This is a genomic window from Paenibacillus tarimensis, from assembly GCF_021532315.1.
Taxonomy (GTDB): Bacteria; Bacillota; Bacilli; order Paenibacillales; family Paenibacillaceae; genus Paenibacillus_I; species Paenibacillus_I tarimensis.
In genome coordinates this window covers 95,158-111,197 of record NZ_JAKGAO010000026.1, presented here as the reverse complement: position 1 = coordinate 111,197, position 16,040 = coordinate 95,158, and the positions used below count along the sequence as shown (strand labels likewise).

The following is a 16,040-nucleotide window of genomic DNA, read 5'->3' as shown; positions in this document are numbered from 1 at the left end:
ACGTAAAACCCGTTAAGCATATTGCTTAACGGGTTTTTGTTATGCCATTTTACTGTATTCCCTAAAATGGTGTAATCTCCATAGGGCGATTTGGCAGTACGATGATCATACTAAGCAAACCAAGGAACGAGGGAGGTCAGCGTTATGGTAACCCGAACGAAACCGTGGTCTTTGCTGGTCGCCGTGTTGTTGCTGCTGCCAGGTTGCGGGGAGGGGGCAACGAATCTGGAACCACGAACTCTAAACACACATCAAGAAATCCCTTCATTAGAGGATGGGAGCTTGCGTAATCCAGCGTTAACAGCGCAGCCCAAACAGCTGGGCAGAATAGCAAATGACCCAAAGGTTTTTCCACTGAGACAAGAATCACACCCGGGCGGCCAAGGGATTGTGTATCGTGAGCCGAATAATCGGCGAATTGAGACCTTTCCAGAGACTGAGACTGTACCGCAAGAAGTCAAGCCTCAGCCGCGATCAGATATCAAGGGCATCTATGTATCCCGTTCCGCGGCAGGCAGTCCGCGACATTTACGCCGTCTTATAAAATTAATTAAAACCACCGATCTTAATGCAATAGTTTTGGATGTGAAAGACGATTATGGCCGGATGACTTATGATTCCTCGTTACACACTGTTCATGAAGTTGGCGCTGATGAGCGTGCTCCGGTAAAAGATATTCATGATTTAATCCGCTCATTGAAGGAAAAAGAGATCTATTTGATTGGACGAGTCGTAACCTTTAAAGATCCGCTGCTTGCTGAAAAGAAAGTGGACTGGGCTATACACCGCAAAGATGGGTCAGTATGGCGTGACCGCCAAGGCTTCTCTTGGGTTAATCCCTACCTGGAAGAAGTGCAGCACTACAATACGGCCATTGCAAAAGAGGCGGCACAGCTTGGATTTGATGAGATACAGTTTGATTATGTGCGGTTTCCTGATAATGGAGCAGAGATGGATAAGGTAGTAGAGTATATGGGCGGGAATAAGCAGAGTAAGTCGGATGTTATTCAATCGTTCTTGCATGAATCGGCAGAGGCGCTGCACGCGTCTGGTTCAGTCATATCGGCGGACGTGTTTGGCCTGGTGACTTCCTCCAAGGATGACATGGGAATTGGACAGACCTGGAGAGCAGTGGCCAGTGAAGTAGACATCATTTCGCCCATGACCTACCCTTCGCACTATTCAGATGGTATATATGGTGTAGCTCATCCGGATCTGGAGCCCGGTAAAATAATTCGCTTTGCGATGAGGGATGCAGGTCGGCGTAATGAGATGTTATCTAAGAAGGGTGTCAAGGCGGCACATATAAGACCTTGGCTGCAGTCTTTTACGGCAAATTGGGTTCATCCGCATCAGAGGTATGGCCCGGAGGAAATAAGGGAACAAATCCGTGCGGCACAGGCCGAGGGCGTTAACCAGTACCTGTTGTGGAGTGCAAGCTGCAGGTATCCATATAAGTAAATTTCACGAGAGGAGTCCTTCATCTAACATTCTTGACAGTGCAAAACCCCTCTGATAATATTGCAATAATATACGCGAGAGGAATGTAAAACCGTGACGGATTTTGCCGCTGTTTTGCTTCGCAATAAGATAAGGGAGGAACAAACCTGTGTGGGAAAATAAATTCGCCAAGGAAGGTCTGACATTTGACGATGTGCTGCTCGTCCCGCGGAAGTCGGAAGCATTGCCTCGTGAGGTTGATGTATCGGTACAGCTAAGCCCGTCGGTCAAACTCAACATTCCGCTCATTAGTGCGGGGATGGATACGGTAACTGAAGCCGCCCTGGCGATTGCCATTGCGCGCGAAGGCGGTATTGGAATTATTCATAAGAATATGTCCGTTGCTCAGCAAGCGGAGGAAGTGGATCGTGTGAAGCGCTCTGAGAGCGGTGTTATTACGAACCCATTCTCGCTAACGCCTGAGCATCATGTTTATGATGCGGAAGAATTGATGGGTAAATACCGGATCTCCGGTGTGCCGATCGTCAATGATGAGCAGAAGCTTGTCGGCATTCTAACCAACCGCGATCTTCGTTTTGTTCATGACTACTCCATGAAGATTAAAGAAGTAATGACCCAAGAGGATCTCGTGACGGCTCCGGTCGGAACGACGCTGGCGGAAGCGGAAGTGCTGCTCCAGAAGCACAAGATTGAGAAGCTGCCACTCGTCGATGAGTCGAACACACTTAAAGGTCTCATTACTATTAAAGATATTGAGAAGGCCATCCAGTTCCCGCATGCGGCTAAGGACAAGCATGGCAGACTGCTGTGCGGTGCGGCAATCGGCATCTCGAAGGATACATTCGAGCGCGCAGAAGCGCTGATCAATGCTCAGGTAGATGTTCTGGTTGTTGACTCGGCTCATGGCCATCATATAAATATTATTGAAACGGTACGTAAGCTCCGTGAGAAGTATCCTGATATCACGATCATTGCCGGTAACGTAGCAACAGGCGAAGCAACACGTGATCTGATTGAGGCGGGCGCTTCAGTAGTCAAAGTTGGTATCGGTCCCGGTTCGATCTGTACCACACGCGTAATTGCCGGTATTGGTGTACCACAAATTACAGCGATTTATGACTGTGCATCAGTTGCGCGTGAATACAATATACCTATTATCGCAGACGGCGGTATCAAGTACTCCGGCGATATTACCAAAGCGATTGCTTCAGGCGCAAGCTGCATTATGATCGGCAGTCTGTTTGCTGGTACGGAAGAGAGTCCAGGCGAGCAGGAGATTTACCAGGGTCGCCGATTCAAGGTATACCGCGGAATGGGTTCGCTTGGTGCAATGAAGGAAGGCAGTAAGGACCGTTACTTCCAAGAGAATGAGAACAAGCTTGTACCCGAAGGTATCGAGGGACGAGTTCCTTACAAAGGTCCGCTTGCTGACACTGTGCACCAGCTAATAGGCGGCCTGCGTTCAGGTATGGGGTATTGCGGCACGAAGAATATCGAAGAGCTTCGTAACGATACGTATTTTGTCCGCATTACAGGTGCGGGTCTGCGCGAGAGCCACCCGCATGATGTGCAGATCACAAAAGAAGCGCCAAACTATTCACTATAAAGCTTTACCGCAGCAAGAAACATCCAAGTCAGGCAGGGAGCAGGTGCAACACGCACCGCTGCTCTCTGTCTGTCTTTTTCATTCCAGCGTTCTCTTATTATTTGAGGCGATATTAACTAGAAGAGAAGGTTTTTACTAGTAGTAGTGCTGTGTTACAATGAAGACCGGACTAACTATGATAAAGGGGAGAACGGGAAGTTGAAACCAAACCGCAGGCCAGTTAATTGGAAGAAGGCCGTTTCCAGTTTTTTAGCTGTATGGATGATCGCACTGACAATCGGAGGCACAGCAGCATTAGCGGAAGGAGAACAGGAACAGAAGGATACCGCATCACAAGCTGCAGCAGCGCCGGCCGCTAACCTTGGTCTTAATGTTAAGGCGGCGATATTAATTGAAGCCTCTACAGGCCAGGTACTTACGGAAGTGAATGCGGATCAGCCTCTTCCCCCTGCCAGCATGACGAAGATGATGGTTGAGTACATCGTACTCGATATGATTAACAATAATAAGCTGACCTGGGACACCGAGGTATCTACGAGCAAGGAAGCGGCATCGACGCCTCCGGATGGCTCGCAAATCTATCTTGCTGAAGGCGATAAGCATTCGGTAAAGGATTTATACATTGCGATGGCTGTAGGCTCTGCTAATGATGCAACGATTGCGCTTGCTTCCTATATCGGAGGTTCCGAACAGGGTTTTGTGGATATTATGAATGAGACAGCCAAGGATTTAGGACTGGAAACTGCGCATTTCTCAGGCGCCACTGGTCTGAATGAGGACACGGTTATATCAGCCCGGGATATGGCCAAGCTGGCACAAATTATTTTGCAGAAATACCCCGAATTCCTGGACTACTCCAGCATCCCGCGCTATAAGTTCCGGGAACGGGATACGAACGAAATGGTGAACTGGAACTGGATGCTTGGCTCCAATGCTTCCGTTACCAATTTCAGAAAGTATGCCTATGAAGGCGTGGACGGAATGAAGACCGGCTATATCAGTGCAGCTGGCTACTGCTTTACGGGTACGGCCAAGCGCGGCGATACGCGTCTGATCAGCGTTGTTATGAATACGCCAAGTAAAGAAGCCCGTTTCTTCGAGACAGCGAAGCTGTTTGATTATGGATTTAATCATTTTGAGAAGAAAACGGTAGTCGCGCCAAAGTCCGTAGTAGAATCTGTTGAGACGGTCAAAATAAAGAAAGGCAAGGACACGGAAGTAGCAGCTGTGACCGAATCGGATATAACCCTTATGGTTAGCAAAGGCTCCGAGCCTAAGGTTGAGCTGGTTAAATCGGACATATTGCCGGAAAGCGAGCTGATCGCTCCAATAGCGGCGGGCCAGAAGGTCGGCACGCTGACGTATGAGATCACAGACAGCAACGGCCAGAAGATTGAGAAGAATGTCAATCTGGTTGCAAGCGAGGAAGTGGAGAAAGCCAGTTGGTGGCGTCTGTTCTTCCGCGCAATCAAGGATTTCTTCGTGGGCTTGTTTAACGGTATAATGGGCTTGTTTTAAACCATAACGGAATAATTTTCCGCGCGAATGCTTGTCGCATGAAGCTGCTTCATGTAAAATATTTGGTTAGAACAATTCGGAACCTTTCGAACAAAATAGGAGGCTTTAACGTATATGGAAACGGGAACTTCGCGAGTTAAACGCGGTATGGCTGAAATGCAAAAAGGCGGCGTCATCATGGACGTTATGAACGCTGAGCAGGCAAAAATAGCAGAAGAAGCGGGCGCAACAGCTGTAATGGCACTTGAGCGTGTACCTTCTGATATTCGTGCAGCTGGCGGCGTAGCCCGTATGGCGGATCCAACGATTGTTGAAGAGGTTATGAAGGTAGTCTCCATTCCGGTTATGGCTAAAGCGCGGATCGGTCATTACGTAGAGGCGAAAGTGCTTGAGTCTCTGGGTGTTGACTATATCGATGAGAGCGAAGTGCTTACACCGGCGGATGAAGTATTCCATATTGATAAGCATGAGTTCACAGTGCCTTTCGTCTGCGGCGCTAAGGACCTTGGTGAGGCACTCCGCCGTATTCAGGAAGGTGCTTCGATGCTTCGTACGAAGGGCGAGCCAGGAACAGGTAATATTGTGGAAGCTGTACGTCATCTTCGTCTGATCATGGGTCAAATCCGCAAGATTCAAGGCTTGTCAAAGGATGAGCTGTACAACGAAGCCAAGCTGCTGGGCGTGCCTTACGAGCTTCTGTTGGACGTTCACGAAAAGGGCAAGCTGCCGGTAGTTAACTTCGCGGCGGGCGGTGTAGCGACACCTTCAGATGCGGCTCTGATGATGCACCTCGGTGCAGACGGCGTATTCGTCGGTTCTGGTATCTTCAAATCAGACAATCCGGAGAAATTTGCCCGTGCGATCGTGGAAGCGACAACGCACTACCAGGACTACAAGCTGATCGCGGAAGTATCCAAGAATATTGGTACACCGATGAAGGGTATTGAGATTTCCAAGCTGGTGGGTTCCGACCGGATGCAGGACCGCAGCTTGTAAGGCTATAAGAGAAGGAAGGCGTGACCAGCATGAAAATTGGCGTGCTTGCGCTGCAGGGCGCGGTAGCAGAACATCTGCGCAGTCTAGAGCTAGCCGGTGCAGAAGCGGTGGCTGTAAAGCGGGTAGAACAGCTTGAGGAGCTTCAGGGACTTGTGATACCCGGCGGTGAGAGTACAACGATTGGTAAGCTGATGCGCAAATACGGCTTTATGGAAGCCATAAAAGAGTTCTCCGATCAGGGCAAGCCGCTGTTTGGAACATGCGCCGGGCTGATTGTGCTGGCTGACCGTATAGATGGACAGGATGAAGCACATCTAGGTCTAATGAACATGACGGTAAGCCGTAACGCCTTCGGAAGGCAGCGGGAAAGCTTCGAGGCTGACTTGGACGTAAAGGGGATGAGCGAGCCTCTACGTGCGGTCTTTATCCGTGCCCCGCTTATCAAAGAGGTGCGTGAAGGGGTAGAGGTGCTCTCCGAGTACAAGGGTGAGATCGTAACGGCCCGACAGGGCCACCTGCTTGCATGCTCCTTCCATCCGGAGCTGACGGATGACTATTCGCTGCATGCTTATTTCCTGGAGATGGTACGGGAAGCGGCAGCGGCGAAAGCATAATTTATCAACACCCTGCAGAGAGGGGGCTATCAACATGCTGGATATTAAATTGCTGCGCAATGATTATGATAAGGTTAAGCAGGCTCTGGAGAATCGTGGCAAGTCGGAAGAGCTGATTGCAGAGTTTCCGGTGCTGGACGCCAAGCGCCGGGAGCTCCTGCAGGAGACCGAGCAGCTGAAGAATCGCCGTAACACGGTTTCGCAGGAGGTTGCGAAGCTCAAGAAGAGCGGCGGGGATGCAGAAGCGCTTATCGTTGAGATGCGCGAGGTCGGTGACCGGATTAAGGAGTTGGATGATCAAGGCAGGGAGCTTGAGGCTAGACTCGATGAGATACTGCTGGCTATTCCGAATGTGCCGCATGAGAGTGTTCCGATCGGGGCATCGGAAGAGGACAATGTGGAGCTGCGCCGGGTTGGCGAGCCGCGCATCTTTGATTTTGAACCCAAAGCGCATTGGGATATTGCAGATGGTCTCGGTATTCTGGACTTTGAATCTGCCGCTAAGGTTACAGGCTCCCGGTTTGTATTTTACCGCGGCCTGGGTGCCCGTCTTGAGCGGGCGCTGATTAATTTCATGATGGACCTGCACAGCGATGAGCACGGCTATACAGAGCTGCTGCCTCCGCAGATCGTCAATCGGGACAGCCTGATCGGTACTGGACAGCTCCCAAAATTTGAAGAGGATCTGTTCAAGCTGGAAGGGACCGACTATTACCTGATCCCGACAGCTGAAGTGCCCGTTACGAACATTCACCGGGACGAGATTTTGAGCGATGAGGACCTGCCCAAGTATTACACGGCATTCTCAGCCTGCTTCCGTTCTGAAGCGGGTGCAGCCGGCCGGGATACACGCGGTCTGATCCGTCAGCATCAATTCAACAAGGTTGAGCTGGTGAAGTATGTGAAGCCTGAAGAATCGTACAATGAGCTCGAAAGCTTGACTGCTAATGCAGAGAAGGTGCTGCAGCTGCTTGATCTGCCATACCGTGTACTGGCCTTGTGCACAGGCGATATGGGCTTTGCCTCAGCGAAGACGTATGATCTGGAAGTATGGCTGCCTAGCGGCGGTACATATCGGGAGATTTCCTCCTGTACAAACTTTGAGGACTTTCAGGCAAGACGGGCTAATATCCGCTTCCGGAGAGATTCGAAGAGCAAGCCGGAGTTTGTGCATACGCTAAACGGGTCTGGCCTTGCCCTCGGACGCACTGTTGCGGCCATTATTGAGAATTATCAGCAAGAGGACGGCTCCGTGCGGATTCCGGATGCGCTGGTTCCTTATATGGGCGGCAAAACGGTCATCTCTAAGTCCTAAATTGAATAAAAACGTACACGGAAAATATTACTTGTATCACAGGTTATATAAAGGTTGCAAATCTTTTTTAGCCTGTGGTACAATATCTTTTGTTACCGTTCATGGAGAGATACCGAAGCGGTCATAACGGGGCGGTCTTGAAAACCGTTAGGGTGCAAGCCCACGTGGGTTCGAATCCCACTCTCTCCGCCATACATATTCCCATAACGTCTGGTCTCATCAGTGGTTGTGCAGCTCCTTAAGAGCTCAAAGCCACGCGAGAGATCGGGCGTTTTTTACTATTCCGGTTACCGCATAAATCACCCTCGTTCTCCGCATGTTATGGATGGATGGAGGTGCTTAACTAATGGCTAATAAAGACGAGTTGAGAATCAGTCAAGGACGCCTGGAGGACGCCTGGCGGCGCACGCTCCCGATTGTCATGAACAAGACGGACCAGTGCGAGGTCATGTCCGACGGGGCAGACGATAAGGCACTGCGGATTCATATTAAGACTGCCGGCCACCAGATGTACGCTTTTGACTTCAAAGTTACCTATGAAGACAGCCGTGAGATCCGTGTAGAGCTTGTGGATGTAGAACGTGACGGGAAGACGATTGATGAGCGCCCGGATGCCGTTCAGCGGCTAATTGAGGATTATACGCGGCACCTGCATGAATGCGCTCAGCAGCTGCATGATCTAACTAAGGCTTAATAGAGTTCAGAGCTTTTTCAAGTAAAGGCAATATGCTTGCATGAAGGGGTGGCTTATTTCATGAGTAAAGCTAAAAACGGACTTGATAAGAACTTAAGCAATGTTACAGAGGATCTGGATACAGCAGCTGTTAATGCCCATGATGCCCAGCAGCTTCAGCAGGCTGTGAATGACCGCCGGCATCAGGATGCCCTGAATCATGATAACCCGAATGACCTTAACTCGGCAGACCTTACCAACAAGAGGGGGTAATCAGCGATGAGCAAACCCGATACCTATCCCGTAGCAGCGGCCCAGAGATCGGAAGAGCGGCGTTACAAAAACAAGAACAAAGGCGGCCAGATGGAGCCTATGTCTGGTTCCAAAAGGGTAAAGCAAGAGAATCATTCGCGCCATAATAACGGTGAAGGTTAATTACCGGCCATACCCGCTTCTGACAATAATATAACACAAACTTTAGCGAAACTTTACTACCCGTTCCCTCCCTAATGAGTTAAAATAGAGTATGTTGTTTCTGTGACACTCATATGGGAGGGAATAAAGTTTTGAAAATGAAACATTGGATGAAGAGCTTACTGTTGATGGGTACCGTTCTGGTCATTCTGGCGGGCTGCAGCAAGCCGGAGGCGCCGAAGGAAGCGATACAGTCTTCGATGACAAAAGCAATGGACATGACATCGTATACGTTCACTGCTTCTATGGGAATTAACGAACTGGAGCTTCCTGATTCAATCACCGGAGCGCAGGATCAAGCGATTGTTGATATGATCAAGAATGCATCCCTTAACGTAACGGGCGTGTATCAAGCTGATCCTATGCAGATGGAATTTACGATGGACGTAGAGCTGCAAGGCGACATGTCCATGAAGATTTCTGTTCCGGTTGTTATGACGCAAGATAAGATGTGGGTCAAGATTCCGAATATTCCAGGTTTCCCGCTCGGTGAGGCTGCTGGTCAGTTCGTTGAACTGGACATGAAAGAACTTGCAGCTGAATCCGGCGTTGAAATGCCAACCATGGATATCGACAAGCAGCGCAAAATGGCACAAGATATGGCTAACGTATTCTTCAAGCATTTTGAAGAAGACAAGTATTTCACTGAGCTGAAGAAAGAAGACGTTGCAGGTCTGCCAGAAGATATTAAGGCGGATCAAATCGTGAAATTCTATGTAACGCAAGAGACGTTCGAGCCTATGGTCATGACGGTTGTAGACAAGGTAGCTCCGGAAATCATCCAGCTGCTCCTGAACAACGAAGAATACCGCAACATGCTGCAAGTATCCAAGGAAGATCTGGAAGCTGCTGATCAAGAGCTGAAAGAGGGCGACCGCAGCGAGCTGCGTGAAGCACTGAACGAATTTAAGAAAGACGTTACCGTTAATGAAATCAGCTTGACCACAGTAATCGAAAAAGAACTGCCAGTTTACCAAACGGCTAACCTGAACTTTGGTGTTACGCAAGAAGGTGAGTCGATGAAGGTCGGCATGAACCTGGATATGCGTTATGACAACATCAACGAGAAGGTTGAATTTAAGATCGGTATTCCTACTGATGCACTTACGGTAGAAGAAGTCGAAGAAATGTTCATGACGAGCTACTAAGCTCAACCAGCACTCATATCTGCTAAAAAAAGCAGTCCCTATCGGGGCTGCTTTTTTATTTGGGTAGACATGTAGTGCAAGAGCTGACGGATGATCCGGAGGGCGTAGAACGTCACTCAATTGTGATTACTCTAGTCATCGGAGACTCCTTATAATTAACCGTATACCCGAGACTTTCAGAACTAGTTAATCAAGGATAAATACGGGACTCTAGAATTTTTTAAGTTTGTTCAAGGTAGAGAAAAAGAAAGAACCCTGCTTAGACAAGGTTCGAATAATTAGGTAGTGGTAGTTTCAACATCATGTTACGGAGTAAACTAACTCAGAAGCAGAATGACGCAAATCACAACGACGATAAGCGCGATAATGAGCCAACTAACAGGTCTCGCAAAGTTAATTGTCCAGCCCACCCCGACACGCTTCTCCACAAAGAGGGCGGGATCTGAGGGGTTGTAGTAGAGCATACCGCCCTTCCAGTGATGATCTTCTCCTTCAGACTCTTCTCTGCCTCGCATGCGTTGAATGCGAAAGCCAGCTGCCCCAATAACTGCTGCTGTTAGCAAAGGAAATAACACAGCCAAGCTTCCAGCCAGCTTCATGTTGCCGCCGTATAGTGTCATAGCCTGAAGAAGAGCAAAATAGACTACCAGCAGAAAACAGAGCGAGATCATAAGCAGGGACATACTGCGTCTGTAGCGGATTTCCTGCTCCCGTGATTCCGCTGGTGCTGAGGGATTCAGCCTCTGCCGAAGTGAACGAATCGAATAGTTTAATAATATAAAAACACCAATGCTAATGAGCTGTACATAATTAAGAAGGAGAACGCGGTGTACGGTCTTCTCGGCTGAACGCAGAACTTCGCCTTCTATGCTATACCGCAATCCAATCACATCGGGTATGCGATCATACAATGCCAAGGCAGCGCCTATACCCAGCAGGGTAACGAGCATATGCGGAAGGAACCAATAGTTAGAGTAAATAATTGATGAACTGCGGAATTTAAGGTCGGCGGCGGCTTTTTTCGGTAGGGGAGGTGTTGTGCTCCAGCCCTGTTGACGCTTGTAATCAGATACCTGACCGTGAAAGATAATGAAGATGATGCTTGCAATCAGAATATAGCCAATAACGCTTGTAACAATTAGCAGTTCACTTATCCCATCATCAGCAGGCAGCTCTTCAAGCAGTCCGGCTAGTGAAAGAGCAATAATAAGAGTGGCCCACAGAATACCGGCTATGATGACCGACCATATGTAACGATATTTAAAGCCATGCATCGCCGGGTGATCGATTTGTTTATCTGGAATGGTTATTCCAAATAAAATATTCCGTGGTGAAAAGAAAGGCAGCGTAACAAAGACAATAATCATGATGGCGTACAATAGACTAAAGCTAATCCAGGATCCGGCTACGGTCATGATGTTGTTCCCCCTTTGTTGTAGTGGATACTTAAGAATGCAGCCCGGCAGGCCTCTAGAAAAGCCTCCTCATCCATTCCACGGCAGATAGCCTCGGCAGCCAGAGGCCGTACCTCAGACTGAAGCCTGTCCTTAAAGGAGGCATCAGCTTGCGGCATCCTATGAGGCTGAATGAGGGCACCTCTTTGCCGATGTATCTGCAGGAAGCCTTCCTGTTTAAGATGAGTGTACGCCTTGTTGACAGTGTGAAGATTGATACCAAGGTCAGCGGCAAGACTACGCACAGAAGGGAGCTGCTCTCCGGGCTCTAGTTGACCGGTAGCAATGCCTTCAATGATCTGATTGACTAGCTGCGTATAGATAGGAATGTCGGATTCCAGGTCCAGCTGAATAATCAAGTACTCACCACCTTTATCTACAATATGTATTTGTTATATTTGTAGTATAACAGTGAGACAAATGTATGTAAAGTTTTCAAGAAGGGTAGTAATAAAAAAAGCGGCCCCTAGGGCCGCCTGGTGTAGCTATTAGTTAATGAAGTTAGCGTTGTTCAGGAAACGGATGATCATAGTTGCAGCTTCAGCACGGTTAGCTTCAGCCTTACCATTGATCTTCGTGGAAGTTTGACCTTGCACGATTCCGGATTTCACTGCAGCAGCTACTTCTTCTTTAGCCCAACCCAGAGTTGCAGCATCTGTGTAGCCAGCCAGTGCAGCATTTACTTCTGCAGTGGACAGGTTAGCATTTTTGCCAGCGAACTCCAGAGCGCGAACAACAATCGCAGCTACTTCTTGGCGAGTGATGTTAGCGTTAGGCTTGAATGTGCCATTCGTGTAACCATTGATCAGACCAGCTTCTGCAGCTGCAGATACAGTTCCTGCGTACCAGCTGGAGCCAGAAACGTCAGTGAAGTTGTAAGTGGAGCTAGTTACAGAAGTGTCCAGACCCAGGGAACGAACAACCATTGCCGCAAACTCAGCACGTGTAATGCTGCGCTTAGGCTGGAACAGATTCTTGCCAGTACCTTCAACTACGAGCTTGCTTGCAAGCTTCTCTACGTCTGCTTTAGCCCAGTGGTTCGTCAGATCCGTGAAGGATTTAGGACCCACTTCAACTACTGTGTAGATGGAGTTGCTCTTGCGCTTCAGCGTAGCAGTTGTTTTGCCTTCAACTGTTGTGAATGTGGAAGGAACGAAGCTAACGCCTGCACCTTCTTTGTACACAACACCAGTAATAGTATTCAGGTTCGTTACGGTTTCGTTAAGCGGAAGACCACGTTCAATGTAGACTGGGAAGTTGTTTACAGCTACTTCTTTCGTGCCGCTCACAGCTTTCACTGTGAAGTCAACGATAGGAGCAACAACTTTACCGCCATCTGCAGCTGCTGCAGCAGTAACTGCTGCTGCTGCTGTGCCTTCCAGCTCAGCGATACCAATTACGATCTCGAGATCAGAAACATTAACACCAAGTTGTTGAGCCAATTTTGCTGCATCAAATGCTTTAACAGGAAGCTTGTAAGATACGCCACTAGCAGTGACAATCGTTACAGATTCGCCTTCTGTCAGAGCGGATGCTGGCAGAATTGCTTGCTCACCAGTAATCTTGATTGTTACGTTCTTGTACGTTCTGAGTGCATCAGTAAGTGCTTGAGCAGTTACACGACCATCCAGGTTCGTATCGAGTGTGCCACCCACTACTGCAGGGACTCCACCACCAAAACCAGGGAACGCGCCATAATAATACTGATCGATAGGATCACTATACACATAAGTAGATGCGCTAGTGGAGAAGCTGAGTCTCAGTGGGAAGTATACGGATTTTGTAACAGACGTATTCACGTTGTAGTAGTAGTACTGACCATTGAACGACGAATATGTAGCATATGTCGTCGATACTGGAGTACCCCAGTTTTTGCCGTATACGCTGAGCGTAAGACCATTATCGGTCAGCAGACCATTTGCGAACAAATAGTCGTAGGTAGCCTGATCAATATAAACTTGACCAGTAACCGAGTTATTAGAGTTATGCTTCAGACCACTGAAACCATTTGCATAAGCAAGAGCAGGAAGTAAAAGAGAGAACGTAAGCAGGAATGCAAGCAGACCAGCTGTTTTTTGTTTGAACATTGTTTTCAAGTGTTTCACCTCATTAGTTTTAATAAGCGATTTCAACTTTTTTTCACCTCCTTTCAAGCAGTTTGTTTTACTGTTTGACCGATTTATTTTCACGTTTTTTCGACAAGTCTCACTATAGCTATTATAAAGATAGTTTCGCAATTTACAACAAGGAAATATTTAGCCAGATGGTTAAGGTTGAAGTTCATTGATAATTGCTTCTTCGTTAGGGTCCACCGCAAGCAGCCGTTGATATAGTTCCTCATTCCATTGTCCCATTGCTTTTAGAGATGCTAGATAATAACGCAAGTTTACCTTCACATATTCTTCCGAGGGATCTGAATTGCTGTGGAGCTCAAGAATATTTATCGCAGTTGTGTAATCCCCACGGTAATAATAGATCTGACCGATTGCTTGAGCAGTCATTGGCGAAATGTTGAAATCCCGGCCTTGCTGCTGTTCTTCCGGCAGATTCTTCAGTTGGTCACGCCGTTTCAGAATCTCGTCATAGATTTCGAGGGCGCGGTTCCATTTAGCTTCAGAAGCCTGTAGGTTTTGGTCTCTCTCCATCTTGCCAATCGTGAAATATTCCATGATCGCAAGATCATAAAACATGATGTCCCATTGGAATTTAGTTAACGTGGTTTCGAGAAAAGCCGGCACCCGATCAATCTGTCCACTGTCCTTCAGATATCTGTATTCTGCTAATAGTATTAGACGGTTGTTAGGTTCATAAAGTTGCGCTTGATCCAGGAACTTTTTGGATTCCATTAAATAATTTGTATCCCCTGTGCTCTTATAGACATGTGTCATGAGCTCTGCACGAGTAAGATTGTAGGTAGGGTGTTTGGGGGATAGCTCGTGAACCTTATTCAGATATGGAAGGACTTCCTCAAGATTAGCCTGCTGCTGGTTAACCATATAAGTGACTTGTTGAAAGTTCTGATTCGCTTCATACTGGCGATGGGCCATGAAGATTGCTGTTATAGCTGCAATTGAGATGATCGCCGGGTATACATAACGTGTAATGGATTGCTTCTTTGCAAGCCAGGTAAGTTGTATATTATGTTCGTATGGCGCGATCATGGAACCTAGTGACAAGAACACTAACGCCGCGATATAAACATAGCTCATGTCAAAGTCAATTAAGCTATGTGTGAGTAATGAAACGGCCACAATGTAGAAATAAAGCTGGTGTTCCTTGTTTTCATGGTTTTTCTGCATCCTGGTAAAAAGATAAAAAGTTAATGCTAAGATGAGCAGGACTACGAATAACCCAAGCCATCCTACCTCAACAAGTGTCTGGAATAAGAAGCTATGTGCTTGTCTGCTTAAATAAGGGTTATTCTGATATTGTTCATAGAGCACAGACCAGGCTCCGCCGCCAGCACCCAGAACAGGGTAGTCGCTGGACATTTTCAGTGCGTCCTGATAGAAGGTCTTTCTCTCTAATACACTGTGTTGCTGGAAATTAATGCTTGCCAGACGTTCAGATATGCTATCGGGCAGTATTCCGCGAAAGCCGTTAGTGGCAAGGAGTAATCCAAACAGCACAATCCCAAGTCCGATAATACCTGCAGGAAGGAAAAGTGATGATCCCTTGCGGCTCTGCATGCCTTCGGTCTTAGCGGTAATCCAGCCGCTTATTTTGTGCTGCAGCAGGATACATAATCCAGCCGCAACGACCGAAGCGCCTAAGAGCAGCATCCAACTTTGAAGCGGGAGTCCGCTCCATGCTGAGATAACTGTAGCTGGTTTCAGATCGCTAGGCTGAACGGCTTGAGCGATCTGCTCAGTATTCTGTGAAATGTTACCCAGTATAAGAAGCGTTAAAACACCTGAGATGGCCATGTGCCCAAGCAACAAAACTTGCCGTGCGATCGTCAAAAAAGGCAGAATAAGCAGAAGAACGACAGGCAGCAGCACAATACCCCCACGAGAGTAGGTTAAAGCAAAAGACAGTAGAATGGGAACAAGCATAATTGCATGCATACCTAGCCAATACCATCTATTGGTACGTATTATAAAATACAGAGAACCAAGTAAAGCGGCAGTCAGAAAGGCGGCGTAAGCATTGGAATATTGAAATACGGATGTTAACCGGTATCCGTTATGAGCGAGCCACATGGCTTCAGGATAATACACCTGTCCGAATAAATTGAGTACGCCATAAATAACAACCATGTAGGCTGCGAACTGAATAGAGTGCTCTAGGACAGTACTTCCCAGCTTATCTTTAGCCAGATATAGGCCCATGATATAAAAACCTGCTGTAACGAACATAAGGAGGACCATGAGGTCGGCATTATATTCTGAGACTGCCCGCTGGGCTGAAATGAAGTAACATAACGGAAGAGCCAATACTGCAACCGCCATCCATGATTTCACATCTGTTGGACGCCAGTGCCAGAACATTAAAATACCGATCATCAGCAGCAGCACAGAGGCAAATATTGCGCCTTCGAACAGATTAGCTTCAAATGTGAAATCAAAGCCATTAAATAAGCCAGCTTTAAAAGGGAAGACAAACAAGAATACTATAACGCCAAGAAGTGCTGCCCACTGCAGCAAAGAAAAATCATTTTTTGTTAACAAATCAGGTTTTGCACCGTTATTAGAACTTACCATTACGAATGCTCCTTTTTTTGGGGAATGCTTCAAACTATCAAACAAGTTATAATTCTACCAGATGGAGAACCACCGGTA

General features: G+C 47.6%; 14 protein-coding genes and 1 tRNA gene. 11 read left to right on the top strand and 4 right to left on the bottom strand.

Going from position 1 to position 16,040, the window contains the following annotated elements:
• Window positions 1–144: 144 nt before the first annotated feature.
• From L1N82_RS20025 to L1N82_RS19975, 11 genes are all read left to right on the top strand, one after another.
• Window positions 145–1,461 (top strand): putative glycoside hydrolase, encoded by a 1,317-nt coding sequence (locus L1N82_RS20025; protein ID WP_235289230.1) that lies wholly within the window; start codon window positions 145–147, stop codon window positions 1,459–1,461.
• Window positions 1,462–1,609: 148 nt separating this feature from the next.
• Complete coding sequence (gene guaB, locus L1N82_RS20020; protein WP_235289229.1) at window positions 1,610–3,067, top strand: IMP dehydrogenase; 1,458 nt, start codon at window positions 1,610–1,612, stop codon at window positions 3,065–3,067.
• Window positions 3,068–3,265: 198 nt separating this feature from the next.
• Window positions 3,266–4,585 (top strand): D-alanyl-D-alanine carboxypeptidase family protein, encoded by a 1,320-nt coding sequence (locus L1N82_RS20015; RefSeq protein WP_235289228.1) that lies wholly within the window; start codon window positions 3,266–3,268, stop codon window positions 4,583–4,585.
• 114 nt (window positions 4,586–4,699) lie between these two features.
• The gene (gene pdxS, locus L1N82_RS20010; protein WP_235289227.1) at window positions 4,700–5,581 is read left to right on the top strand and encodes a pyridoxal 5'-phosphate synthase lyase subunit PdxS; all 882 of its coding nucleotides are present in this window, start codon (window positions 4,700–4,702) and stop codon (window positions 5,579–5,581) included.
• Between the two features lie 29 nt (window positions 5,582–5,610).
• Window positions 5,611–6,195 (top strand): pyridoxal 5'-phosphate synthase glutaminase subunit PdxT, encoded by a 585-nt coding sequence (gene pdxT / locus L1N82_RS20005; protein WP_235289240.1) that lies wholly within the window; start codon window positions 5,611–5,613, stop codon window positions 6,193–6,195.
• Between the two features lie 34 nt (window positions 6,196–6,229).
• Window positions 6,230–7,510: a serine--tRNA ligase gene (gene serS, locus L1N82_RS20000; protein WP_235289226.1), complete on the top strand. Its 1,281-nt coding sequence runs from the start codon at window positions 6,230–6,232 to the stop codon at window positions 7,508–7,510.
• Between the two features lie 103 nt (window positions 7,511–7,613).
• A tRNA-Ser gene (locus tag L1N82_RS19995) sits at window positions 7,614–7,702 on the top strand.
• Between the two features lie 154 nt (window positions 7,703–7,856).
• A complete protein-coding gene (locus tag L1N82_RS19990) occupies window positions 7,857–8,204 on the top strand; it encodes a hypothetical protein (RefSeq protein WP_235289225.1) in 348 nt (115 codons plus the stop codon).
• 60 nt (window positions 8,205–8,264) lie between these two features.
• Complete coding sequence (locus L1N82_RS19985; protein WP_235289224.1) at window positions 8,265–8,456, top strand: hypothetical protein; 192 nt, start codon at window positions 8,265–8,267, stop codon at window positions 8,454–8,456.
• 6 nt (window positions 8,457–8,462) lie between these two features.
• Window positions 8,463–8,618 carry a small acid-soluble spore protein P gene (locus L1N82_RS19980; protein ID WP_111146065.1) on the top strand — a complete coding sequence of 52 codons (156 nt, stop codon included), beginning with the start codon at window positions 8,463–8,465 and terminating at the stop codon, window positions 8,616–8,618.
• 149 nt (window positions 8,619–8,767) lie between these two features.
• Window positions 8,768–9,805 carry an alpha-helical pore-forming toxin family protein gene (locus tag L1N82_RS19975; protein WP_235289223.1) on the top strand — a complete coding sequence of 346 codons (1,038 nt, stop codon included), beginning with the start codon at window positions 8,768–8,770 and terminating at the stop codon, window positions 9,803–9,805.
• A gap of 317 nt (window positions 9,806–10,122) precedes the next feature.
• On the opposite strand, the gene L1N82_RS19970 is transcribed toward L1N82_RS19975, so the two are convergent.
• From L1N82_RS19970 to L1N82_RS19955, 4 genes are all read right to left on the bottom strand, one after another.
• Window positions 10,123–11,220: a DUF1648 domain-containing protein gene (locus L1N82_RS19970; RefSeq protein ID WP_235289222.1), complete on the bottom strand. Its 1,098-nt coding sequence runs from the start codon at window positions 11,218–11,220 to the stop codon at window positions 10,123–10,125.
• Window positions 11,217–11,618 (bottom strand): GntR family transcriptional regulator, encoded by a 402-nt coding sequence (locus L1N82_RS19965; RefSeq protein ID WP_235289221.1) that lies wholly within the window; start codon window positions 11,616–11,618, stop codon window positions 11,217–11,219. The genes L1N82_RS19970 and L1N82_RS19965 overlap by 4 nt, the downstream gene beginning before the upstream one ends.
• 129 nt (window positions 11,619–11,747) lie before the next feature.
• A complete protein-coding gene (locus L1N82_RS19960; RefSeq protein WP_235289220.1) occupies window positions 11,748–13,391 on the bottom strand; it encodes an S-layer homology domain-containing protein in 1,644 nt (547 codons plus the stop codon).
• Between the two features lie 135 nt (window positions 13,392–13,526).
• Window positions 13,527–15,962 (bottom strand): O-antigen ligase family protein, encoded by a 2,436-nt coding sequence (locus tag L1N82_RS19955; protein WP_235289219.1) that lies wholly within the window; start codon window positions 15,960–15,962, stop codon window positions 13,527–13,529.
• Window positions 15,963–16,040: the final 78 nt, after the last annotated feature.

Bases quoted from the DNA above. Each gene is read 5' to 3' on its own strand.
- L1N82_RS19985 (WP_235289224.1), top strand. From the start codon at position 8,265: ATGAGTAAAGCTAAAAACGGACTTGATAAGAACTTAAGCAATGTTACA.
- L1N82_RS19990 (WP_235289225.1), top strand. From the start codon at position 7,857: ATGGCTAATAAAGACGAGTTGAGAATCAGTCAAGGACGCCTGGAGGAC.
- L1N82_RS19955 (WP_235289219.1), bottom strand. From the start codon at position 15,962: ATGGTAAGTTCTAATAACGGTGCAAAACCTGATTTGTTAACAAAAAAT.
- L1N82_RS20025 (WP_235289230.1), top strand. From the start codon at position 145: ATGGTAACCCGAACGAAACCGTGGTCTTTGCTGGTCGCCGTGTTGTTG.
- pdxS (WP_235289227.1), top strand. From the start codon at position 4,700: ATGGAAACGGGAACTTCGCGAGTTAAACGCGGTATGGCTGAAATGCAA.
- L1N82_RS19980 (WP_111146065.1), top strand. From the start codon at position 8,463: ATGAGCAAACCCGATACCTATCCCGTAGCAGCGGCCCAGAGATCGGAA.
- L1N82_RS19975 (WP_235289223.1), top strand. From the start codon at position 8,768: ATGAAGAGCTTACTGTTGATGGGTACCGTTCTGGTCATTCTGGCGGGC.
- serS (WP_235289226.1), top strand. From the start codon at position 6,230: ATGCTGGATATTAAATTGCTGCGCAATGATTATGATAAGGTTAAGCAG.
- pdxT (WP_235289240.1), top strand. From the start codon at position 5,611: ATGAAAATTGGCGTGCTTGCGCTGCAGGGCGCGGTAGCAGAACATCTG.
- L1N82_RS19970 (WP_235289222.1), bottom strand. From the start codon at position 11,220: ATGACCGTAGCCGGATCCTGGATTAGCTTTAGTCTATTGTACGCCATC.